Consider the following 23349-nt stretch of genomic DNA (forward strand, 5'->3'; position numbering starts at 1 on the left):
TTGCGACTTAGTCTTCGTCGCCTACTCCGCTACTTCCATTAAAGCGCGCCTCATTGTTTTTCGGCTTGACATAACTGGAAAGAACAATTTTTTGCCAAAATAATGCAGCATAGAGATACCCAAATCCACCGACAATCAATAATATTAGCCAATATGGTGGCTCCACAAAACTGAAAAACAGGAATGCTCCCACAAAGTAAGAGCCAAGATATACATAGATTGACTTCTTACTTATCTCATCAATTACATATGGGTCATTCTTTTCGGGATATTTTTTCTCACTCCCATCCAAATATCGCTTATTGGTCATGTAACGCTCCCCAGCAGCCAATAAATTCTAATGTCTGCTTCTTCAAGCTGCCAGCGATGACAGGCGCGGATGGACCAGATGCTCGCGCAGCACCAGACCGGTGCTGTCGACTTCCTGCATCAGCACATCGTAGCTCCAGAGATCGGCCAGATGTTGCAGCACGCGCTTGGCGTCGGCATCCTCCAGGAAGCCGCCGTTCAGCACGGTGTGCTTGACCAGCAGCCTGCGGTCGCCGGCAAGGTCGACGTCAACGATCTCGATATGCGGATCGATCCAGCCGACATCATATTGCCGCGCCAGCTCGCGCCGGATGCGGCGGTAGCCGCGCTCATCGTGGATTGCCGCCACGCGAAGCCCCTCTTCCTCTTCCGGATCGTCGGTGAGGTGAAACATGCGCATCTTGCGCATCAGGTGCGGGCTGAGAAACTGCGACACGAAGCTTTCATCGCGATAGTTGGCCCAGAGATCGCGCAGGACCGCCATGGCGTCGCCGGTGCCGGCAATCTCGGGGAACCATAGCCGGTCCTCTTCCTTCGGCTTGGTGACGATCCGCTCGATATCCTGCATCATCGCAAAGCCGATTGCATAGGGATTGAGGCCGGAATAACGCTGGTCGTTGAAGGTCGGCTGGAAGACGACATTGGTGTGGGACTTCAGGAATTCGAGAAAATCGCCGTCGCCGATGCCGCCAAGCTCGTGCAGCCGCGTCATGATCCGGTAATGCACATAGGTCGCCGTGCCCTCGTTCATCACCTTGGTCTGGCTTTGCGGATAAAAATACTGGGCGACATGCCGGACGATGCGCAGGATCTCCCGCTGCCATGGCTTCAGGCGCGGCGCCATCTTTTCGAGGAAATAGAGGATATTCTCCTGCGGCAGACCGGCAAGCGAACGGCGGCGTTCCAGATCGAGGTCGGGCATGACCTTGCCCTTCCCGACCGGGACCGTACGCCAGAGATCGTTGAAGATCCGCTCGTCATATTCGCGGCGCTCGCGCTCGCGCGTTTCCTCCTCGCGCAAGCTGGGCGTCTTCCGGCCGGCATAGCGATGGACGCCATGCGACATCAGCGCGTGCGCGGCATCGAGCGTCCGCTCGACGGCGGCGTGGCCGTAGCGCTCCTCGCAGCGGGCGATATAGCCCTTGGCGAAGTTCAGATAGTCGAGAATGCCCTCGGCATCCGTCCAGAGTTTGAACAGGTAATTGTTCTTGAAGAAGTGATTGTGACCGAAGGCGGCATGCGCAATCACCAGCGCCTGCATCGTCGCCGTATTCTCCTCCATGAGATAGGAGATGCAGGGCGAACTGTTGATGACGATCTCATAGGCAAGCCCGCGCAGGCCCTTGCGGTAGAAAGCCTCGTGATGGGCGAAATGCTTGCCGAAGGACCAATGCTTGTAGAACAATGGCATGCCGATCGAGGAATAGACGTCGAGCATCTGCTCGGCGGTGATGATCTCGATCTGATTGGGATAGACGTCGAGGCCGAGCTCGTCGATGGCGATCCGCTCACAAGCATCGTGGATCCGCTGGATGGTGGAGAAATCCCAGTCAGCACCGTCGAAAAGTCGTTCCATCGATGCTTTCGCCATTAGCCGCCCCTTGTTTCCGCCGCCCGCCGCTGAAAGAGATCATGGAAGACCGGATAGATCTGGCTGCGATCGCTGACACGCCGCATCGACAGCATCGGCCAACCCGCCTGGATGCGCTCATAGAGCGACCACAGCGCCGAGCCGGAGGAGATCGCGACGCTCCGCGCCTCGCCCACTTCCAGATAGGCGAAATACTGGCTGACCGGCAGGATGGCGTCGGTGAGCAGCGCCGCCGTCGTCGCATTGTCGGAATAGGCATTGTCGCCGTCCGACGCCTGCGCGGCGTAGATGTTCCAGTCCGATGCAGGAAAACGATCCTGAACGATCAGCCGCATGGCTTCGAGCGCGCTCGACACCTGTGTGCCGCCGGTTGCCGGGCTGCGGAAGAACGTCTCCTCGTCAACCTCCTCGGCCACATCGGTATGACGGATGAAGACGATCTCGACGCGGCGGTACTGCCGGGTCAGGAAGATGTAGAGCAGCATGTAGAAGCGCTTGGCGAGATCCTTCATGTGTTCCGACATCGAGCCGGACACGTCCATCAGGCAGAACATCACCGCCTGCGCAACCGGTTTCGGCTCGTTCTCGAAACGACGGTAGCGGATGTCGATCGGATCGATATAGGGAATGCGCCGGACTTTCGATTCCAGCATCTTGATCTCAGCCTCGAGGGCTGCGCGCCGCTTCTCATCCTTGCATTCCGCGGCTTCGGCGACAAGCTCCGCGACCGCTTCCGGTTTCGGGCGATGCAGCGCCACGCGTCGCATCATTGCCAGCCGCATGGTGCGGTTGATGGCTAGATTGGCCGGCGAACCGGTCACCGAATAACCGGCGCGAACCGGATTGATCTGGTCGGCCGACACCAGCCGCTTCTTGGCGAGATCGGGTAGCTCGAGGTCATCGAGGAAGAGATCGAGGAATTCGTCACGCGTCAGGATGAAGCGGAAGGCATCCTCGCCGCTGCCCTCGCCGCCGGCCTTCGGCTTACCGCCGCCGCTCTCGGGCCGTGGAAGGATGTCGCCTTCCAGGAATTCCTTGTTGCCGGGGAAAATATGCTCCCGCAGGCCCTCCGGGCCACGATGGAACCGAGGCTCCTCGGTCCCATCTAGGGGGATACTGATCTCGCCACCCTTCAGAATATCCTGAATGTCGCGATTTTGAGAGGATTCATAGACCGCTCTCTGCACCAGCGCTTTTGCTCTTCGCAAAAACCGTTGACGATTTTCTAGACTTTTTCCGCCTGGGTTCAGGCGTCGGTCAACAATGTGCATTCCTTCTTCCTTGGTGGCTCATCCCGCCTGTTTCACACGCATGTACCATTCCACAAGCCGCCGAACCTGACGCTCGGTATAGCCGCGCGCCATCATGCGTTCGACGAATTCGCCATGTTTCTTTTCCGATTCGCCGTCCTTCTTGGACCCGAACGAGATGACCGGCAGAAGATCCTCGACCTGGGAGAACATCCGTTTTTCGATGACTTCGCGGATCTTCTCGTAACTCGTCCAGGACGGGTTCTTGCCACCATGGCTCGCTCGTGCCCGTAAGCAGAACTTGACGATCTCGTTGCGGAAATCCTTCGGATTGGCGATGCCCGCCGGCTTCTCGATCTTGGTCAGTTCCTGGTTGAGGAGCTCTCTGTCCAGAAGCTGCCCGGTGTCGGGATCCTTGAAATCGACATCCTCGATCCAGGCGTCGGCGTAGTCGACATAACGGTCAAAGAGATTCTGGCCGTAGTCTGCATAGGATTCCAGATAAGCCTTCTGGATCTCATGTCCGATGAATTCCGCATAACGCGGCCCGAGCTCGCTCTTGATGAACTCGATATAGAGCTTCTCGGTTTCAAGTGGCAGTTGTTCGCGACGGATCGACTGCTCCAGCATATACATCAGATGCACCGGATCTGCGCCGATCTCCGTCGTGTCGTAGTTGAAGGTCGCCGCCAGCACCTTGAAGGCGAAACGGGTAGACGCCCCATCCATGCCTTCGTCGACACCGGCCGAGTCGCGATACTCCTGCACGCTGCGGGCCCTCGGATCGGTCTCCTTCAGGCTTTCGCCGTCATAGACCCGAAGCTTGGAGAAGGCCGTCGAGTTCTCGTGCTTGGCAAGCCTCGTCAAAACCGTGAAGCGGGCAAGCGTCTCCAGCGTCGAAGGTGCGCAGGGCGCATCGCTAAGCTCGGATTCCTCGATCAGCTTCTCGTAGATCTTCTGCTCTTCGGTCACCCGCAGGCAATAAGGCACCTTGACGACGCAGATGCGGTCGATGAAGGCCTCATTGTTCTTGTTGGCCTTGAACGTCTGCCATTCCGACTCGTTGGAATGAGCAAGAATGATGCCGGAGAAGGGAATGGCGCCGATATTCTCGGTGCCGATATAATTGCTTTCCTGGGTCGCCGTCAGCAGCGGATGCAGCATCTTGATCGGCGCCTTGAACATTTCGACGAATTCGAGAATGCCCTGGTTGGCGCGGTTCAACGCACCCGAATAGCTGTAGGCGTCGGGATCGTTTTGCGCCAGGCTTTCGAGCTTGCGGATATCGACCTTGCCGACCAGCGAGGAGATATCCTGGTTGTTCTCATCACCCGGCTCGGTTTTGGCGATGGCAATCTGCCGCAACCTCGACGGCTGAATGCGAACGACCTGGAAGCGGGAAATATCGCCTTCGAACTCTTCCAGCCGCTTCAGGCACCATGGGCTCATCAGCCCGGTCAGGCGCCGGCGCGGGATGCCATAGCGCTCCTCGATCATCGGCCCCATGGTCACGGGATCGAAGAGGCTGAGAGGGCTTTCGAACACCGGACTGAGCTCGTTGCCGGCCTTCAGCACATAGATGGGGTGGACCTCCATCAGTGACTTCAGCCGCTCGGCAAGCGAGGACTTACCCCCGCCGACAGGCCCGAGCAGATAGATGATCTGCTTGCGCTCTTCCAGCCCCTGCGCCGCATGGCGGAAGAAGGCGACGATACGCTCGATCGTCTCCTCCATGCCGAAGAAGCCGGCAAAGGCGGGATAGGTCCGGATCGTCCGGTTCATGAAGATACGCCCAAGGCGAATATCCTTGGCCGTATCGATCAGCAACGGTTCACCCATCGCGGCCAGCAGGCGCTCCGACGCATTCGCGTACATGAGCGGATCGTCCCGGCACGCTTCCAGGTATTCAGAGAATGACATCTCGACTTCGCGCCGTGCTTCGAAAGAACGGGCGAACGTGTTGAATAGGACATCGTTGTTTGACATGGCGCCTCGTTAACTTGCTATTGCAATAAACGTGGACTTAGCGAGACACTTTCCCGCTAGTATCTAAGGTGCGGTAATAGTCGCTTCGAATCAATAGGTGACCCTTCAATAATTCGTACGCTTGATTGCAGCAGCCATCAATATCTTGAAAGGTTCTTTCACCGGAATTAATTTTAATTTCACCCAAAGTTGAATGACTTTTATAAATTCCATCCATAGGGGCATGCGCCAGATCGCGAAAAACGCGAATCCGGATTCGCCCATCCGGTCGGCCCGGGTTGTTGCATCCTGATTGAAACAATGAGAAATTCGGAACGAGGATTGCCGGCAAGCCCCGAAACCTCCGCTTCCATTCCCGGCGAGCATGCACACCTATTGCGATCCTGCCCGACACTCCATGGCCGCCACAACCGTCCAACAACATGTAGTGCGTCGTTGAGGCTCAAATAATCCGGGCGGAACAGGCGGGAAAACCACCATCACATTCGCCGTGCATCTGAAAGTTTTTGTGATTTCTGGAGAAAAATGGTGCCCAGAGCCGGAATCGAACCAGCGACACGCGGATTTTCAATCCGCTGCTCTACCAACTGAGCTATCTGGGCATCCGTGCTTCACGCAAATCAGAAGGCCTTGGAAGGCCCTGGGCGCTTGGTTCACCCCGGAAGCGAGCGGGGTTATAGCATCTTGTTCGTCCATGTCCAGCCGCAAATGACTCTTTTTTGACAGGAAATGGATTTTTGGCAATTTATGAACAAAATGAATGGCTTCGCCCTACCGAATGTCGAAATGGCTACGGGACTATTCCTCGTCGGGATAGTCTGCCTTGGTCTCGTCCTCGGCAACGGGAATGGCATAGGAGCCGTTGAGCCACCGGGACAGATCGGCCGAGCGGCAGCGATCGGAGCAGAAGGGATAGTGCTCACGCACCGAAGGCCGGCCGCACTCCACGCAAGCCCGCGTCTTGCGCAGCGGCTCGATCTTTGCGCCAACCTTGATCTTGTCGTCATCCGCCATGACGGTCACCCTTCCTGCCAGGTGGCATGAACATCAAACCCCTCGCCCGCCAGAAGCAGCATGGTTTCATAAAGTGGCAATCCGACGACATTGGTGTAGGAGCCGATCAGCTTCTGCACGAAGGAGCCGGCGAGCCCCTGGATGCCATAGGCACCCGCCTTGCCACGCCACTGACCGGAGGCGAGGTACATGTCGATATCCCTGGCCGACAGCCGCTTGAAGCGAACCTTGGTCTCGACGACCTTCTGGCGCAATTTGCGGTCCGGCGTGATCAGGCAGACGCCGGTATAGACGACATGGCTGCGGCCGGAGAGCAGGTGCAGCGCCGAAGACGCCTCGTCGACGAACTCCGCCTTCGGGAGAATCCGGCGACCGACGGCGACGACCGTGTCGGCGGCAAGGATATAGCTCCCCTGCCAGGCGACATCGCCCTTCAGCGCGGCAAACGCCGCCTCGGCCTTTTCCGTCGAAAGCCTGCGCGCCAACGATCGCGGATGCTCCGACTTCTTCGGAGTCTCGTCGATATCCATGGGCATCAGGCGCGCCGCTTCGATCCCTGCCTGGTGCAGGAGGTCGACGCGGCGCGGCGATCCGGAGGCCAGTATCAGCTTGTGTTTCAGCGCCATAAAACCTCGACCTGTCAGGCGGGAGACGGACAGCCGGCTCGAAAACGAGCTGCGACTACTTGAAACGGTAGGTGATGCGGCCCTTGGTCAGGTCGTAAGGGGTCATTTCCACCAGCACCTTGTCACCGGCGAGAACGCGGATGCGGTTCTTGCGCATGCGGCCAGCAGTGTGGGCGATGATCTCGTGCTCGTTTTCCAGCTTCACGCGGAAGGTCGCGTTTGGCAGCAATTCGGTGACGACACCGGGAAATTCTAGGACTTCTTCTTTCGGCATTAAAGCTTCTTTTCCTGTAGGGTTGAGGCCGGCGCCCGTGGCAAAATGCGGGGTCGCCGGAAATTTGCGCGGAAACTACACAATCGCCGCGGTTTTGTGAACCACGTTGGCAAGGGTTTCTGCATTTGTTTCACGCGGCACCCTAAAGGGAGCCGCGATGTTCCACCAGCCTGCTTTCGATCAGGCCCTGAAGATAGTCCCGCACATCGCGGTAGGCACTCAGGATCTGCTCGCGCGTATCGCCGATCGCCGAGGGATCCATGGTCGGCCAATAGATGACATCGATGGCATTGGCCCGCGTCAGCTCCAGCGCCGCATGATGCGCCTCGGGGGAGAGTGTGATGATGAGATCGAAGAAATCATCCTCCAGATCCTCCAGCGTCTGCGGCTGACGGCGACCGAGCGAGAGGCCGATTTCCTCGAGCACGACATCGACGAAGGAATTGCGTTCGCCGGCGCGCACGCCCGCCGAAGCGATATAGGTGCCTTGCGGCAGCATTCCGCGCGCAATCACTTCCGCCATTGGCGAGCGGATCGTGTTGAGCCCACACATGAAGAGGATGGCGCCCGGCACCTTCACGCTATGGTCGATGGCCTCTCGCTGCTCCATCGCCGTCACCCGCGCCAGTAGAGCACGCAGACGAGGGTAAAGAGCCGCCGCGCCGTGTCGAAATCCACGGTGATCTTGCCCTGCAGCCGCTCCATCAGCGTCCGCGACCCCTCATTGTGGATGCCGCGTCGACCCATGTCGATTGCCTCGATGCGGCTGGGGGTGGCCGAGCGGATCGCCTCGTAATAGCTCTCGCAGATCATGAAATAATCCTTCACGATCCGGCGAAACGGCGTCAGCGACAGGATATGGGCGGCAACGACCACCCCATCCTCGGTCCGGATATCGAAAACCAGCTTCTGGTCGACCAGCGACAGGTTCAGGAGATAGGGGCCGCCCGCATGTCCCACCGGCTCGAAGTTGTTTTCCTCGATCAGGTCGAAAATGGCGACGGCGCGCTCATGCTCGACGTCGGGCGTCGAACGGCCGATCGTGTCGTCCAGGACCACATCGCTCAGCCGGAAGACGCCTTCTGCCATGCCTTACCCCTCGAGATTGAGGCGAATCGCAACCGATCGCGCATGGGCATCGAGCCCTTCTGCCTCAGCCAGCGCGATCGCCGCCGGACCAAGCGCGCGCAGCTGCTCCGGCCCGAGCCGCAGGATCGAAGTGCGCTTGACGAAATCGAGCACCGACAGGCCGGACGAAAAACGAGCGGAGCGTGCCGTCGGCAACACATGATTGGAGCCGCCAACATAGTCGCCGATCACTTCCGGCGTATGACGGCCGACGAAGATGGCACCGGCGTTGCGGATGCCTGCAAGCAGCGCATCGGGGTCATCGACCGCAAGCTCGACATGCTCGGCGGCAATGCGGTTGGCAAGCGGAACAGCTTGGCTCAGATCGGACACCAGAATAATGGCACCGAAATCCCGCCAGCTCGCCGCCGCCGTCTTCGCACGGCTAAGTCGCTTCAGCTGCCGCTCGACGGCACCTTCGACGGCCTTGCCGAACTCGGCGTCATCGGTGATCAGGATCGACTGCGCGCCCTCGTCATGCTCGGCCTGCGCCAGCAGATCGGCGGCCAGCCAGTCCGGATCATTGTTCTTGTCGGCGATGACAAGCACTTCCGACGGGCCGGCGATCATGTCGATACCGACAGTGCCGAACACATGGCGCTTGGCGGCGGCGACATAGGCATTGCCGGGGCCGGTGATCTTGTAGACCGGGGCAATCGTCTCCGTGCCATAGGCAAGGGCTGCAATCGCCTGCGCGCCGCCGATGCGGTAGATCTCCTCGACGCCGGCCATGCGAGCAGCGGCCAGCACCGCCGGATTGATCGTGCCGCCCATGGTCGGCACCGTGATGACGACACGCTCGACGCCGGCGACCTTGGCCGGCACCGCATTCATCAGCACCGAGCTTGGATAGCTCGCCGTGCCGCCGGGCACGTAGAGACCGACGGCCTCGATCGCCGTCCAGCGCGAGCCGAGACCGACGCCGAGATCGTCCTCGTAGATATCGTCCTTCGGCAATTGCCGGCGATGGTGCGATTCGATCCGGGTGGCCGCGACCTTCAGCGCGCCCAGCACTTCGGCGGGAACGGCGGCAACCGCCGCGTCGATCTCCGCCTCGTTGACGCGCATCGGCGTCGTGGCGAAATCGATGCCCTCGAATTTCTTGGAATAATCGGCCAGAGCCGCGTCGCCGCGCGCCCTGACATCGTCGATGATGGCGCGCACGACGGCATTCACGTCCTCGGACACTTCCCGCTTGGTCGTGAGAAAAGCGGCGAACTGCTCCTCGAACCCTTCCGACGCCTGATCCAGCCAGATAGCCACGCTGATAATCCTCTTCCATCGAGGCCGCCGCCGGCGGCCGAAACTTGTCCTTCATCCGGCCTGAAGTGCTTATTGCTCCTACGCAATTCCGGATGGAAAACCGCTACGCACTTTTCCCGGAATTGCTCTAGCTGGCGTCATCCGGATGACTGGGCTTATTAGCCGTTTCCCACGCGCCGCCGATATCCGCAAGCTGAACTTCGATACATTCGACATCGAGCGCGATCGTCGCCTTGCCGGCAAGCGTCAGCTCGATGGTACCATCAGGCCCATCGCCCTTCTGGTCGAAGCGGATGGCGAGCAGCGACAGCACCTCGTCGCGCCGGCGGCGGTCGACGCCGCTGGAGCGCACCGCCAGCACCCGCTTGAACACCAGCGCGGCGCGATGACGCTCGAACGTCTTGCTCTTCCGATCCGACAGTTCCCAGACGAAACGGTTGGCGGTCAGCGAAAATTGTCCGAGCTTTGGCGCATAGGACATGTCGCCGACTTTGAAGACGCTGTCCTGCATATGCGCGGAAACAACGCCTAAGTCTTCGGTGTCGAGTGCCAGTAGCTTGAGATTGGTCATTCGTCTGTTATCCCTGATCGCCCCGGAATTGCCGATAGCGGCACTTCCTCGTGATGAGATAGGATGCGTGCGGGAAAGACGCAACCGGAGAAAACGGGCTTCTCCGGTCTGTTCACGGGCAATAGCGGGAATTAGTCGCTGATACGCTCGACGATTGCGCCGCAGCGCGTCAGCTTGTCTTCCAGCCGCTCGAAGCCGCGATCGAGATGATAGATGCGCGACACCAGCGTTTCGCCCTCGGCGGCAAGGCCGGCGATAACCAGCGATACCGAAGCGCGAAGGTCCGTCGCCATGACCGGCGCGCCCTTCAGCCGCTCGACGCCCTCGATCTTGGCCGTCTGGCCGGAGAGCGAGATCTTCGCGCCGAGGCGGGCGAGTTCCTGCACATGCATGAAGCGGTTTTCGAAGATGGTCTCGGTGATATGCGAGGTGCCGGTCGAGCGCGTCATCAGCGCCATGAACTGCGCCTGCAGATCGGTCGGGAAGCCCGGGAAGGGATCGGTGACAACGTCGACCGGCTGGATGCCGCCGCCATTGCGCCTGACGCGAATGCCGTTATTGGTCGCCGAGATATCGGCGCCGGCCCGGCGCAGGCTGTCGAGCGCCGTGTCGAGCAGCACCATGTCGGTATTCTCAAGCGTGACGTCGCCGCCAGCCATGGCAACGGCCATGGCATAGGTGCCGGTCTCGATGCGGTCCGGCAGGACGCGGTGACGCGCGCCGGAGAGCGAGGTGACGCCTTCGATGGTGATCGTGCTGGTGCCGGCGCCGGTGATCTTGGCGCCCATGGCGATCAGGCAGTTGGCGAGATCGACGACTTCAGGCTCGCGGGCGGCATTGCCGATGATCGTCGTGCCGCGAGCAAGGGTCGCCGCCATCATCATCACATGCGTCGCGCCGACCGAAACCTTCGGGAAGTCATAGCGTGCGCCGATCAGGCCGCCCTTGGGCGCGGTGGCGTTGATATAGCCGCCATCGATTTCCATGTTGGCGCCGAGCGCCGTCAGGCCCTCGATGAACAGATCGACCGGACGCGTGCCGATGGCGCAGCCGCCGGGCAGCGACACGCGCGCCTGGCCTTCGCGGGCAAGCAGAGGCCCGATGACCCAGAAGCTGGCGCGCATCTTGGCCACTAGCTCGTAAGGAGCGGTGGTGTCGACGATGGTGCGGCAGGTGAAATGGATGGTGCGGGAATAGGCGTCTTCCTGGCGCTCGCGCCGGCCGTTGACGGCAACGTCGACGCCGTGATTGCCGAGAATGCGCTGTAGCAGCTCGACATCGGCCAGATGCGGCACATTTTCGAGCGTCAGCGTATCGCTGGTCAGCAACGACGCGATCATCAGCGGCAGGGCGGCATTCTTGGCGCCGGAGATCGGAATGATACCGTTAAGCTCGTTGCCGCCGACAATCCTGATACGATCCATATATGACTACGGGCCGAGCCCGCCTTTCCTGAAGTTCCGTCCGCCTGGGAGAAGGCGCTCTTTAGACGAAATAGATTAAAGCTTCAATTCGTTTGATTGGTGTTTGATGATGGGCGACATGAATCATTACGATTCGTCCATTTTTGCGGCGGCGGATTTTTCCGGCGCGGTATTTGCGGCCGGCAGCCCATCGGTCTGGTCCGCCTGGCCCGCGCGGCGCGCCCTCACCTGCTGCTTGCGACGACCGAGATTTTCACGCAGCTTCTGCGCCGCCCGCTCCCGCCGCCGATCCGCCTGGGTGACCGGAGCCGCAACCACGCCTTCGCCCACCTCGCCGGCCGTCACACCGCCTTGCGAGATCGCCTCATCACCATTTTTCGTCTTATCCACACCCATGCGCTTCCCATAGCCGAAATCCCGCGACTTCAAAAGGCCGACGCATTTTTTCCCGCGATCTTTTCACTGAAGTTGAATTTTGCGGCTTGCACTCCGCCCCGACCTATGGCAATAGCCGCCTCGCCCAATACGGCGCGCCAGACGCGCCACGGTTTGCTGCTATAGCTCAGGGGTAGAGCACTCCCTTGGTAAGGGAGAGGCCGAGAGTTCAAATCTCTCTAGCAGCACCAGTTTTCTATTTTCCCTGCCTTTAGAAGAATAACTGGCGCATTGCTAATCGCTCTTGCATGATGAAAAGCAATATCGGATCTGGCAACCAGATTGTGCATGCTTAATCCCCACCCCAGCTACTCACGAGAGTGCGTCGTCCTGGTAACCCAACCGGGATTCGGGCGGCAAAAGAAATCTTCGGTTGATAAACTACAATCATCGTGACAACCTCTGGGAAAAGACGGCCCAAATGAGAGTAGAAGCTTGAACGCTGGCGCCCACGAGAAACTTGAGGAAGCGTTCGAAAGCGCGTTTGGGTCCATTTCATGGTCAAATGAAAAGACAAAAGAATTTTCCAAAATAGTGGACGATTTCTTCCAAAAGCAACCTTTTGAAAAAATCATAGAAGTAGATAAGCAATCTGATCAACAGATTCATAAGATTAGAATGACTGCCGGTTTACCAAAACAACTTGCAAATGTCGCAAAAGATGCAGCTAGTAATCTAAGGGATGCGCTGGACCACGCTGTATATGCCAGCACCTCCATGCTCAGCGGAAAGGCTGATCCAAGCGACACGGGCTTTCCGTTCGGCACGGATGCCGCCAGTATTTCTCAGGAAGTAAATGGCAGACGCCTGCGCGGAAACGCGCCAGAAATCCGAGCAACTCTTGAGGCGCTTAAACCATATAGCGGTGGTAACGATCCCCTCTATCGCCTTAATAAGCTCAGGAATCCCAATACGCACCGCGTGATCGTGCCGGTTATCGCAGCCTCGATGGGCAACACCTTACAATTCAGCGGGTCTATCACAGGCCCTAGTCAGCTAGGCTACAATCATTGGGATCCCGTTGCGAGAGCAGTGGAATTTATGCGCGTCGGTGCCGGATCGGATTTCGACTACAAAGTTACCGTTAGCTGGGCTGTAACATTTGGTGCCATCGAAGCTGTGAAGGGACTCGAGGTGGTAACAACACTTCGGACAATGAGCAGTGAAGTCGAGGCTGCCGTGACCGCAATCAAAGTTGAAACTGCACGTATTTTGGGCGCTCGCTCAGCTGTCGCGACTTGATGCTTTAGCGGTTTCGAATCACCTTCATCGCCTTGGTATGACATTGCCTATACGCCGGCTGGTACCCACGAAAGTGTGCCTTAGCAAAGTTGTACGTTACGCCCTCGACTCAATAGCCCTCCCCCCATCAAACCTTCTCCGTCTTCTTAACCTTCACCTTCGGCTCCGCAGGCGCATCCGGCGTCGGGGCCAGCAGTTTGCGCAGGGTCGCGATCTTGTCCTTGACGAGCGGGCGGAAGCGGGTGGCGCGGTAGGGCATGTCGGCGGCGCCGTAGCCTTCGGGGCCGTCGTCGTTGCCGCGGTGGATCTCTTCCAGCTTCACGCCGATGAAATTGCCGTCGATATAGTGCGAGTATTCGCCGACCCAGCGGATCGTGTAGATCGTGCCCTTGCGGATCAGCTGGTCGATGCTGACATGCTTGAACTTGTCATCGATACAGACGACCTTCTGGCCCACATGGAAATCGTAGCTCACTCTCATCTCCTTGAAACGACGCTCCTGCATCGCCCTGTCGTCAGGCGCCAAGCATATTCGCATATGCACCGGCTCGTAAATGCAAAGAGCAGGATGGCGGTCGATTTATGATCATGCCGGGATAAGTCGCGCGCGGCGGCCGGGTTTAACGGCATGGCGCTGGTGGCCGGACAAACAAAAAAATTCCACTCCCCTGTCGGCTTCGCCCCCTCTTCATCCGTCCTTGGAATATTCCAACCGATAAGAGGAGCATCCCATGTCCAAAATTGCCCCATGCCTGTGGTTTGCAACCGAGGCCGAGGAAGCGGCCAATTTCTATGTGTCGCTGTTTCCGGGCTCGCGGATCGACCATGTGCAGAAGAATGTCGTCGAGACACCCGGCGGCCCGCAGGGCAGCGTGCTGGTGGTGAGCTTCACGCTTGCCGGCCAGCGCTTCATGGCGCTGAATGGCGGCACGCGCTTCGAATATACCCATGCGATCTCGCTGGAGGTGGATTGCGACGACCAGGCCGAGGTGGACCGGCTCTGGGACGGGCTTTCCGCCGGCGGCGCCATCGAGCAATGCGGCTGGCTGAAGGATCGCTATGGCGTCTCCTGGCAGATCGTCCCGAAAGTGGTCATGCAGATGCTGGCCGACCCCGACCCGGCCAAGGCCGGCCGCGTGCTGCAGGCGGTCATGGAGATGATCAAGCTCGACATTGCCGGCCTGCAGGCGGCCTATCGCGGATAGCGCGCAACGATCGCGAACTATCCGCCTCAGACCCGCTCTCTGCGCAGCCGCGCGATCGCCTGGAGCTGCAAGGCCTTCTCGCCGAGCTGCATCAGCTCGATGCGGTTGCCTTCGGGATCGGCGATCCAGGCCTGGTAGTTGTGATCGACACCGAGCTGCTTTTCGGACGTGAGCGCGACGCCCTTGGCCGTCAGCTCGGCAATCGCGCCGTCGATATCGTCGACCTCAAGGCAGAGATGATTGAAGCCGACATTGGCAAACGGCGGTGCGCTGTCGCCGACGGCATCGGGAAACAGCTCGAGATATTGCGTGTCGGTGATGCGCAGATAGACGATCCAGAGGCGATCGTCCTGTTCCAGCCGGAACATTTCCTCGAAGCCGAGCTTGTTGACGTAGAAATCGAGCGACCGCTCGATATCCTTGACGCTGACGGCGACGTGGCCGATCGATTTCACATGCTTCACGACAAATACCTCCTCTTTGGGCAATCTCCCTGACCGGAGCCATGGGGAGCAGAAGGCTGCGAGATCGTCAAGGCCGTTTAGCCGCCGCGCACCGACAGCGAGACGCATCACCCGCCCCAAAACGCTCCACCGCGCCTATCGCTCACCGTCGTGTCGGTCAGATTGACGCATGGCCGCCCTGGCCGCTTCCCGTTTCTTAACCGCGCGCAAGCCTCGTTCCCCAACGTATCTTGCGCTGCAACATCGGCGGGCCTACCGTCGCGTCATAACTTAAGTAGGTGTAATTATTGGTATATTTCACTAAAAAGTTGCGCCACCATGCCGGCGCTTGCGGATGTCGATGATGGGATTATTTTATCGGCTATTCAGCAGCAAAACGGCGAAATCCATGGAACAATCCCGACGCGCGCGCATCGATCTTTCGGCTCAGAATTACGCAGCCATTTATGCGCTGAGCGACATCCATGGCTGCCATGATGAACTGATCGAGGCCGAGCGGCGCATCGTCGCGGATGCCGCCAAAATTCCCGGCCGCAAGCTCCTGATGTTCCTCGGCGACTATGTCGATCGCGGCCCGCGATCGAGCGACGTGCTGCAGCATTTGTGCGACCCGCCGCCCGCCGGCTTCGACCGCTACAGCCTGCTCGGCAATCACGACGACGTCTTCCTGAAATTCCTCGACGATCCGCGCGGCAACAGCGATTGGCTGGAATATGGCTCAGGCCCGACGCTCGCCTCCTATGGCGTCGACATGGACTATCTGCTGCGCGAGGAAGGCCGGAGCGTCGAGGATCTCGGCGAGACCGCCCGGCGGGCCATCCCGGCGGCGCATGTCAAATTGCTGCGCTCGCTGCCGGTCGCCGTCACCGTCGGTTCCATCATCTTCGTCCATGCCGGCATTCAGCCGAACATAGCGCTGGTGGGGCAGACCGATGACGACCTGATCTGGATCCGCGAACCTTTCCTCTCCCAGGGCCCGCAATTGCCGGTGCTGGTGGTGCATGGCCATACGCCGAGCTCACGCCCGACCTTCGGCAGCGGCCGCATCGGCATTGACACCGCCGTGTCCATGGGCGGAACCCTGACCGTCCTCAAGATTGCCGACGGCCAGCCGACGATCCTCTAGGCGAGCATCAAGCAGGAAACAAAAAAAGGTCCCGACATCGGCCGGGACCCCTTTTTGCTCTCATTGCGCCTGTTATTCCGCGGCTATGGCCGGCGGCAGATGATCGACGGCGTCGTTGCTTTCCTGCGGCTGCTCGACCGTCGGCTCGGCCGATTTCTTCTTCGGCTCGCGGCCGAAGAACAAGGCGTAGCCCGCCGGCAGCACGAAGATGGTGAGCACGGTGGCAACCAGGATGCCGCCCATCATCGAATAGGCGAGCGGACCCCAGAAGACGCCGCGCGAGATCGGGATCAGCGCCAGAACCGCCGTCAGCGCCGTCAGCACGATCGGCCGGAAACGTCGCACGGCAGCCCCGATGATCGCTTCCTTCCGGTCCATCCCCACCGCGATATCCTGGTCGATCTGGTCGACGAGGATGATCGAGTTTCGGATGATGATGCCGAGCAGCGCGATAACGCCGAGGATCGCCACGAAGCCGAAGGGCGCGCCGCTGATCAAGAGGGCACCCGCGGCACCGATGATGCCGAGAGGGCCGGTGGCCAGCACCAGCATCGCCTTACCGAAATGCTGCAACTGCGCCATCAGGAGCACGACGATGATGATCAGCATGATCGGCGCCTTGGCGGCGATCGAGGCCTGGCTTTCGGCGCTGTCTTCGGCACCGCCCTGGATCTCGATCTTGTAGCCGGCCGGCAGGCTGTTCCGGAGATCAGCCATGTCGTTATAGAGCTTGGCGGTCACATCGTTCGACTGCACGCTGTCGGGCAATGTCGCCCGGACCGTGATCGTCGGCAGGCGGTCGCGACGCCACTCAATGCCCTGCTCCATCACGGGCTCGATCTTCGCCACCTGCGACAGCGGCACGAAACCACCGGTATCGGTCGGGATATAGATCGAATTGACCGAGGTCAGCAGATGACGGCTGGCTTGCGGCTCCCTGACGACGATGCCGACGGTCTCCTCGCCCTCGCGGTAATTGTCGAGAGTGGCGCCGGACATCGAGGCCTGCAGCATCTGGCGGATGCGCTGCGAGGTGACGCCGAGAGCGCGAGCGCGATCCTGATCAATCACCAGCTTCATCGCCGGCACCGGCTCGAGCCAGTCGTCATGGATGGCGCCAAGCAGCGGGTTCTGCATGAAGCGCTGCTTCACCTCGTCGGCGATATGGCGAACCTCCTGCCTGTCCGGACCCATGACGCGAAGCTGCACTGGCCAGCCGGTTGGCGGGCCGAGGAACAGGCGGTCGACCTTGCCGCGAACCGTGGGGAAGTCGGTGGCAAGAATGCCGCGCAGCTTGATGATCAGCCGCTCACGCGCGGGCTCGTCGTTTGCCATGACCAGCATCTGGGCATAGTTCGGATTGGTGAGCTGCTGGTCGAGCGGCAGGAAGAAGCGTGGTGCGCCCTGGCCGACATAAGTGGCAACAAAACGCTTGTCCGGATCGTCGGCCACGCGCGCCTGCAGCGCCTGCGCCTGCCGTTCGACTTCCTTGATGCTGGTGCCTTCCGGCAGCCAGAGATCGACCAGGATTTCCGGACGCGAGGACTGCGGGAAGAAGTTCTGCGGGATGAACTGGAAAGACCATAGGCTGCCGACAAAGGCGGCGATGGTCAGAAGCAGTACGATGACGCGATGGCGCACGGCCCAGGCAACCGACGAGCGCAGGCGGCGATAGAAGCGCGTGTCGAAGACATCGTGATGCTCGCCGACATGGTGGCGCTGCTTCAGGATCATATAGCCGAGCCAGGGCGTGAAATAGACCGCGACGAACCACGAGATAACCAGCGCGATGCCGACGACGTAAAAGAGCGTGCGGACATATTCACCCGCCGTCGAGGCGGCGAAGCCGACCGGAATGAAGCCGGCGGTGGTGATCAGCGTGCCGGTCAGCATCGGGAAAGCGGTCGAGGAATAGGCAAAGCTTGCCGCATCGAGCTTGGCGAGCCCCTCCTCCAGCTTGCGCTCCATCAGTTCGACGACGATCATGGCGTCGTCGACCAGAAGACCAAGTGCGATGATGAGCGCGCCGAGCGAGATGCGCTGCAAGTCGATGCCGAGTTCGTACATGATGGCGAAGGTCGCCGCCAGCACGAGCGGAATGGCGATGGCTATCACCAGGCCGGAACGCCAGCCGATCGATAGGAACGAGACGATCAGCACGATCACCAGCGCCTCGCCGAGCGCATGCATGAACTCACTGATGGCGTCGGTCACGACCTCAGGCTGGTTGGCAACCTGATCGACCTGTACGCCGACCGGCAGCGAAGCTGTGAAGCGCTTGTAGGTCTCTTCAACCGCAGCACCAACATCGGTCACCTTGTTGCCATTGGCCATGACGACGCCGAGCTGCACGCTCTCGTGACCATTGTAGAGGAACTTGGCCGTATAGGGATCCTGCAGACCGGCGCTCACCGTGGCGATATCGCCGAGACGCGCCACCTGGCCGCCGGCGGTCAACCGGAGGTTCTTGATGTCCTCGATCTTGTTGACGTCACCCTCGACCGAGATACGCACGGAGCGCGTGCTGGTGTCGACGGTGCCGGCCGGATCGACATTGTTCTGGCCGACAATGGCGTTCTGCAGGGCGGTCAGCGTCAGGCCGCGTTCGGCCAACACCTTGGAGGAGACATCGATATAGATCTGCTCCGGCTGGTCACCGATGATCACGGCCTTCTCGACGCCGGGCGTTGCGAGCAGCATGTCACGCGCCTGGATCGCGAATTTCTTCAGCTCGGGATAGGTATAGCCGTCGCCGCTGATCGAATGCAGGGTGATGTAGGTATCGCCGAATTCATCGTTGAAATACGGACCCTGCAAACCGGACGGCAAGGTATTGGCGATGTCGCCGATCTTCTTGCGCACCTGATAGAAGGCGTCCTTCACCTGTGCGGTGTTGGTGTCGCCCTTGATCTGGACGGTGGTGATGGCGAAGCCGGCGCGGGTATAGGATTTGACCCAATCGAGATGCGGCGTTTCCTGCAGCTTGCGCTCGATCTTGTTGACCACCTGGTCTTCCATATCCTGCAGCGAGGCGCCGGGCCAGACGGTCTGCACGACCATGACACGGAAGGTGAAATCCGGGTCTTCCTTCTGGCCCATATGGGTCAGGCCGAAGGCACCCGCGATGATGATCAGCGCGAACAGGAAGCGCGCGATGCTCGGATGGGCAATCGCCCAACGCGAGAGGTTGAAAGGCTTCTTCTCTTCCGAGGTGCTGTTGATAGTCATGGTCCCGCCCCTCGTTCTACTTAACGCACGATATCGGCAGCGGCCGTGGCGGCACTGCCATTGGTCGCGGCCGATACCTGCTGGGCATCCGGCACCTTGACCTTCATATTCTCGGTCATGAATTGCGTGCCGGCGGCAACCACGACATCGCCGGTCTTCAGGCCATCGGCGACGCGCACGCCGTCGTCGGCGAAATCGGCGACCTTGACGTTGCGGGAATGCACCGTGCCGGCGCTGCGGTCGACCAGCCAGACGATCTGCTGGCCGTCCCTCTGGGCAAGCGCGCTCAGCGGAATGGACACGTAAGGCTGGGTATTGCCGGCTTCGGCCTCGATCGTCGCGGTCATGCCGAGCAGCACGCGCGGATCGCTGGGCAGGCTGACGCGCACGGCGAAAGTCCGCGATTGCGCATCGGCGCTGCCAGACACTTCACGCACCTTGCCGTCGAGCACCAGCGCATCGTCGGACCAGAAGCGCGCCTTGACGTCCTTGCCGACCTTGAATTGCGCGATATCCATTTCCGGCACGGCGATCAGCACTTCCTTCTCGCCGTCGACAGCGACGGTGATGACGGGCGTACCGGAGCTCACCACCTGGCCGACATCGGCATTGACGGTCGTCACGATGCCGTTCATGTCCGACGTCAGATCGCCATAGGCGACCTGGTTCTTCGCCTCCGTCAGCGCCGACACGGCGGAATCCCGCGTCGAGACGGCCTGGTCATAGGAAAGCTCGGCCTGTTCGAGCTGCGATTTCGAGCCGACACTCTTGTCGAAGAGCTGCTGGGCGCGATTGCGGGCAAGCGCCGTTGTCTGCATCTGCTTTTCAGCCGAATCGAGATCCGCCTGCGAGCGGCGCACCGCCAGAGCGTAGTCCGTGGGGTCGATGCGGGCGAGCACATCGCCGGGTTTGACCTTCTGGCCGATATCCACCTTGCGTTCAACGATCTTGCCGCTGACGCGGAAGCCGAGGTTCATATCCGTCCGCGCCTTGACCGAGCCGGAATAATCGAGCTTGCGCACCGTATCCGCCTGCGCGATCTCGACAACCTTCACCGGCCGGATCACCTCGGCGGCCTCTTCCTTCTTCTCGTTGCAGCCGGAAAGCGTGAGACCGATAGCGGCAATGAATGCAACGCCGGCTATGGATCGTATCGTGGTGGTCGTCAGCGAACGCATGTCGCTCTCCTTAGTCAAACGGAATGCAAGCACGGCCGATCATTCGGCACGCGGACTGCTATTTCTTCAGCGCCCTGATGGCGAATTCGATAAGGTCTTCGGGTTCGGCCCGGTTCGGCTTGGCAAGGCATTGGGCCACCATCTGAGGATGACAGAGGTTGACCGTCGCCGCGCCGAAGCATTTCGATGCAACATAGGGGTCCTGTTCAAGAAATTCGCCGGCGGCGATACCCTCGGCGATGATCTCGGCTATCAAATCCTGAATGCGATCGATAAACTTTTCGATGACATGCCAATCGTGCTCGATGGCGATGATCACCATCTCATGAACTTTCTGCTCATCGAGCATGGTTTCGCACGTCTGCTTGTATTGCGCATAAACATAGGCGTGCAGCCGGTCGGCGGCGCTTATCGGGCGGCGGCGGATTTCCAACGCCATCTGGTAGTTATATTCAAGCATCCGGCCGCAAACCGCCTGGCGGATCTCAGTCTTTGAAGCAAAGAAGCGGTAGATATTCGCCGTGGACATGCCAAGGTCGCGGGCAATGTCGGCAACTGTCGTCTTGGCGTAGCCGTAGTGACGGAACAGCCTTTCGGCCGCATCAAGGATTTTCGTGATGTTTTCCTGACGCGCCGGATCGGCGGTGACATCGGAAAGATCAAGCATGGTTTACTTTCGGTTTACGAGTGACGATTTTTAATTTTCATCACTCGTAAACCATAGAACCACACCTGTCAAGAAACCGCCCCTGGCGATGAGGCGGTTCAAACAACGATTATGATCAGGGATCAGGCGCCGAGAATCTGCGGGCGGAACCGACGTACGCTCAGCAAGCCGACAATCAGGAATGCAATGAGCAGCACGGCCTGAATAGCCAGAAGTGGCGGCTCGTTCCCCTGCGGAGCAAGCGCGTTCAACGCTGGAATCTTCTGGAAGGACTGAACGATCAGCACCACGCAATTAAGGTAGTGCATGAACAGGCTGCCTATGATGAAAACGAGCCGCCAGATACCGGTCATTTGAAATTTATAGCGCGCAATCGCTGTGGGAATGAAGATCAGAACCGTGATGACGCCGAATATGATGCCTGGCGTCACGCCGTTGAACGGAAAGAGAAATCCGGCCAGGCTGGTCAGCAAAATCGTGACCATGTAGACGAGTGTCGACCGCTGATGGCGGTCGCCGGTAATCAATCCCTGTGCGACGATAACGCCGGCAACGATGGCGATCAGGCTGATGATGACGTGAATCCAGGTCAGTGCGGACATGCGAAACCTCTCCATCGCGCGGGACTTTTCCACGGCAAGACTAGTTCGGCGCGATAATGAGGGATTGTAGATTTATGCGCGAAACCGCGCCCTAGCGGCCCGTCTTACGGCGGCAACCGGCTCCCAAGACCACCAATACCCGTTGCGTGCGGAGATTGCCACCCTTGCCATCACGGGGCATCGTTCAACAGGCTCTTCGCGCCGCGGAGAGCCTGTTGAATCGTTGGATTCCAAGCCTAGGCCAGACGAACATCCAGCGAGATCGGCACAGAGGCCAACGCCTTGGAGACCGGGCAACCCGCCTTGGCCTTATTGGCAAGCTCAGTGAACTTGGCCTCGTCGGCGCCGGGAACCTTGCCCGTCAGCGTCAGATGGATCGCGCTGATCGCAAAACCACCTTCGACACTTTCGAGCGTGACCTTGGCCGTCGTCTCCATGCTCTCGGCGGTCAGGCCCGCTTCATTCAGGATCAGCGACAGCGCCATGGTGAAGCAGCCGGCATGGGCAGCACCAATCAACTCTTCCGGATTGGTGCCGGCAACGCCTTCGAAGCGGCTGGCGAAACCATAGGGATATTGATTGAGCGCGCCGCTCTGGGTCGAGATCTGGCCCTTGCCATCCTTCAGACCGCCGGACCATTGGGCCGAACCTGTGCGATTGATCTGCATATCGTCCTCCTTGTCGTTGATTGAGCGTCGGGAAAATGGGTCTCTGCCCTCCCGGCAGGGATCGATGGGAAGCCGCCTCTTGGCCGCCCCAATCCACAATATAGTGCTCTATCCGCCGATGACGACAGCGCCATAACAATGAGTGTTTCGCTGTCCCGAAAAGGCGCATCGCCCCTCCCCGTTCGTACGAGCCACTCGATAAATCATCATACCAGGGAATTGCCTGTGTATGATGATTGTAGTAAGATGATTTCCACTGTGAGGAGCGGGGAAGAGATAGTTGGATTCGTTTGAACGGCAAGAGCATGGCTTGGTCAATCGGCCCGAACGCCGTCCGCGCGTGCGCCGGAACGTGACGGCGGCGATTGCCGAAGACATCTGCTCCGAACGCTATCCCTCCGGCTCGGCCCTGCCGCGCGAAAACGATCTCTGCGAGCTCTATGGCGTCAGCCGCACCGTCATCCGCGAATCCCTGAAGATCCTGGAATCGAAGGGCCTGGTTCGTGGCAAGCCCCGCATCGGCACCACCGTCTGCGACAAGGATGACTGGAACATCCTCGATCAGGACGTGCTCGAATGGATGGGGCCGTATATTGCCGAATTCGATATTCTCGGCAGCATCCTCGAGGCGCGGCGCACCATCGAGCCGGTGGCCGCCGAATATGCCGCCGAGCGCGCCACCGCCCAGGAGATCGCCGATCTCGACCGGGCCTGGCGGCAGATGTGCGCTTCCGGCGACGATCCCGAGCGCTTCACCGAAGCCGACGTGATGTTCCATACGGTGCTCCTGGGCGCCAGCCACAACCAGGTGTTCCGCCGCCTGTCCAGCGCCATCCATGCCGGCCTCAAATATGCGCTGCACGCCTCGAATGTCGCCGCCGACAGCCGCGACGAGGCGATCGCCGTGCATGGCGAGCTGGTGGAAGCGCTGCGCCTGCGCAACGGCACCGCCGCGCGTGACTGCACTCACCGCCTGCTCGACCTTGCCGCACGCGACCTTGCCGCTGGAAAGGCGACGGGCCGAGCGGAGAAGCGCAGGACCTGAAACCCCGAAATCCGCGGCCTTCCGCCGCCGATGTGACCAAAAGCCGAAACGGA

Annotated in this window: 24 protein-coding genes and 2 tRNA genes; 5 read left to right on the forward strand and 21 right to left on the reverse strand. The window is 59.9% G+C overall.

Features of this window, described 5'->3' with window-relative positions; all coding sequences use genetic code 11:
• Nucleotides 1-7: 7 nt before the first annotated feature.
• From EX00_RS11695 to EX00_RS11760, 14 genes are all read right to left on the reverse strand, one after another.
• Nucleotides 8-310, reverse strand: a complete 303-nt coding sequence (locus EX00_RS11695; RefSeq protein WP_047457309.1) for a hypothetical protein — start codon at nt 308-310, stop codon at nt 8-10.
• 42 nt (nt 311-352) lie between these two features.
• Nucleotides 353-1900: a SpoVR family protein gene (locus EX00_RS11700; RefSeq protein ID WP_047457311.1), complete on the reverse strand. Its 1548-nt coding sequence runs from the start codon at nt 1898-1900 to the stop codon at nt 353-355.
• Entirely contained in the window at nt 1900-3171 is a 1272-nt protein-coding gene (locus tag EX00_RS11705; RefSeq protein ID WP_047457313.1) for a YeaH/YhbH family protein, read from the reverse strand. Before EX00_RS11705 ends, EX00_RS11700 begins: the two co-directional genes overlap by 1 nt.
• Before the next feature lie 18 nt (nt 3172-3189).
• Nucleotides 3190-5136, reverse strand: a complete 1947-nt coding sequence (locus tag EX00_RS11710; RefSeq protein WP_047457317.1) for a PrkA family serine protein kinase — start codon at nt 5134-5136, stop codon at nt 3190-3192.
• Nucleotides 5137-5662: 526 nt separating this feature from the next.
• Nucleotides 5663-5738: transfer RNA gene (locus EX00_RS11715), tRNA-Phe, on the reverse strand.
• Between the two features lie 196 nt (nt 5739-5934).
• Nucleotides 5935-6150, reverse strand: a complete 216-nt coding sequence (yacG, locus tag EX00_RS11720) for a DNA gyrase inhibitor YacG (RefSeq protein WP_047457320.1) — start codon at nt 6148-6150, stop codon at nt 5935-5937.
• A gap of 5 nt (nt 6151-6155) precedes the next feature.
• A complete protein-coding gene (locus EX00_RS11725) occupies nt 6156-6776 on the reverse strand; it encodes a Maf-like protein (protein ID WP_047457323.1) in 621 nt (206 codons plus the stop codon).
• A gap of 55 nt (nt 6777-6831) precedes the next feature.
• Entirely contained in the window at nt 6832-7050 is a 219-nt protein-coding gene (gene infA, locus EX00_RS11730) for a translation initiation factor IF-1 (protein ID WP_004117876.1), read from the reverse strand.
• Between the two features lie 142 nt (nt 7051-7192).
• Nucleotides 7193-7660: an arsenate-mycothiol transferase ArsC gene (locus tag EX00_RS11735; protein WP_047457328.1), complete on the reverse strand. Its 468-nt coding sequence runs from the start codon at nt 7658-7660 to the stop codon at nt 7193-7195.
• Nucleotides 7661-7665: 5 nt separating this feature from the next.
• Nucleotides 7666-8139, reverse strand: coding sequence for a UPF0262 family protein (locus EX00_RS11740; protein WP_047457331.1), 474 nt, complete (start codon nt 8137-8139; stop codon nt 7666-7668).
• A gap of 3 nt (nt 8140-8142) precedes the next feature.
• Nucleotides 8143-9441 (reverse strand): histidinol dehydrogenase, encoded by a 1299-nt coding sequence (gene hisD, locus EX00_RS11745; protein ID WP_047457333.1) that lies wholly within the window; start codon nt 9439-9441, stop codon nt 8143-8145.
• A gap of 127 nt (nt 9442-9568) precedes the next feature.
• Nucleotides 9569-10012 carry a DUF2948 family protein gene (locus tag EX00_RS11750; RefSeq protein WP_047457335.1) on the reverse strand — a complete coding sequence of 148 codons (444 nt, stop codon included), beginning with the start codon at nt 10010-10012 and terminating at the stop codon, nt 9569-9571.
• A 131-nt stretch (nt 10013-10143) separates the two neighbouring features.
• The gene (gene murA / locus EX00_RS11755) at nt 10144-11436 is read right to left on the reverse strand and encodes a UDP-N-acetylglucosamine 1-carboxyvinyltransferase (RefSeq protein ID WP_047457337.1); all 1293 of its coding nucleotides are present in this window, start codon (nt 11434-11436) and stop codon (nt 10144-10146) included.
• A 126-nt stretch (nt 11437-11562) separates the two neighbouring features.
• Nucleotides 11563-11832, reverse strand: coding sequence for a hypothetical protein (locus EX00_RS11760; RefSeq protein WP_234709001.1), 270 nt, complete (start codon nt 11830-11832; stop codon nt 11563-11565).
• 155 nt (nt 11833-11987) lie between these two features.
• On the opposite strand from EX00_RS11760, the gene EX00_RS11765 reads away from it, so the two are divergent.
• A tRNA-Thr gene (locus EX00_RS11765) sits at nt 11988-12062 on the forward strand.
• A gap of 244 nt (nt 12063-12306) precedes the next feature.
• Nucleotides 12307-13113: a hypothetical protein gene (locus EX00_RS11770; protein ID WP_047457340.1), complete on the forward strand. Its 807-nt coding sequence runs from the start codon at nt 12307-12309 to the stop codon at nt 13111-13113.
• A gap of 127 nt (nt 13114-13240) precedes the next feature.
• On the opposite strand, the gene EX00_RS11775 is transcribed toward EX00_RS11770, so the two are convergent.
• Complete coding sequence (locus EX00_RS11775) at nt 13241-13588, reverse strand: hypothetical protein (protein WP_047457343.1); 348 nt, start codon at nt 13586-13588, stop codon at nt 13241-13243.
• 256 nt (nt 13589-13844) lie between these two features.
• Between EX00_RS11775 and EX00_RS11780 the strand changes: the two genes are divergently transcribed.
• Nucleotides 13845-14318: a VOC family protein gene (locus EX00_RS11780; protein ID WP_047457347.1), complete on the forward strand. Its 474-nt coding sequence runs from the start codon at nt 13845-13847 to the stop codon at nt 14316-14318.
• Between the two features lie 26 nt (nt 14319-14344).
• On the opposite strand, the gene EX00_RS11785 is transcribed toward EX00_RS11780, so the two are convergent.
• A complete protein-coding gene (locus tag EX00_RS11785) occupies nt 14345-14782 on the reverse strand; it encodes a VOC family protein (RefSeq protein WP_047457742.1) in 438 nt (145 codons plus the stop codon).
• Between the two features lie 388 nt (nt 14783-15170).
• Between EX00_RS11785 and EX00_RS11790 the strand changes: the two genes are divergently transcribed.
• Nucleotides 15171-15908, forward strand: a complete 738-nt coding sequence (locus tag EX00_RS11790) for a metallophosphoesterase family protein (RefSeq protein ID WP_047457744.1) — start codon at nt 15171-15173, stop codon at nt 15906-15908.
• 72 nt (nt 15909-15980) lie between these two features.
• Here the strand turns inward: EX00_RS11790 and EX00_RS11795 are convergent, their stop codons facing one another.
• The 5 genes from EX00_RS11795 to EX00_RS11815 form a co-directional block, all read right to left on the reverse strand.
• Nucleotides 15981-19136 carry an efflux RND transporter permease subunit gene (locus EX00_RS11795; protein WP_047457350.1) on the reverse strand — a complete coding sequence of 1052 codons (3156 nt, stop codon included), beginning with the start codon at nt 19134-19136 and terminating at the stop codon, nt 15981-15983.
• A 20-nt stretch (nt 19137-19156) separates the two neighbouring features.
• Nucleotides 19157-20314: an efflux RND transporter periplasmic adaptor subunit gene (locus tag EX00_RS11800; RefSeq protein WP_047457353.1), complete on the reverse strand. Its 1158-nt coding sequence runs from the start codon at nt 20312-20314 to the stop codon at nt 19157-19159.
• Between the two features lie 58 nt (nt 20315-20372).
• On the reverse strand, nt 20373-20981 hold the full coding sequence (locus tag EX00_RS11805; protein WP_047457355.1) for a TetR/AcrR family transcriptional regulator: 609 nt from the start codon (nt 20979-20981) through the stop codon (nt 20373-20375).
• A 122-nt stretch (nt 20982-21103) separates the two neighbouring features.
• Nucleotides 21104-21583, reverse strand: a complete 480-nt coding sequence (locus tag EX00_RS11810) for a hypothetical protein (RefSeq protein ID WP_047457358.1) — start codon at nt 21581-21583, stop codon at nt 21104-21106.
• Between the two features lie 236 nt (nt 21584-21819).
• A complete protein-coding gene (locus EX00_RS11815; RefSeq protein ID WP_047457359.1) occupies nt 21820-22251 on the reverse strand; it encodes an OsmC family protein in 432 nt (143 codons plus the stop codon).
• A 280-nt stretch (nt 22252-22531) separates the two neighbouring features.
• On the opposite strand from EX00_RS11815, the gene EX00_RS11820 reads away from it, so the two are divergent.
• A complete protein-coding gene (locus EX00_RS11820) occupies nt 22532-23296 on the forward strand; it encodes a FadR/GntR family transcriptional regulator (RefSeq protein ID WP_047457362.1) in 765 nt (254 codons plus the stop codon).
• Nucleotides 23297-23349 lie beyond the last annotated feature (53 nt).

It is taken from the genome of Martinezella rhizogenes (assembly GCF_000799715.1).
In the GTDB taxonomy this organism is placed as follows: domain Bacteria; phylum Pseudomonadota; class Alphaproteobacteria; order Rhizobiales; family Rhizobiaceae; genus Rhizobium; species Rhizobium rhizogenes_C.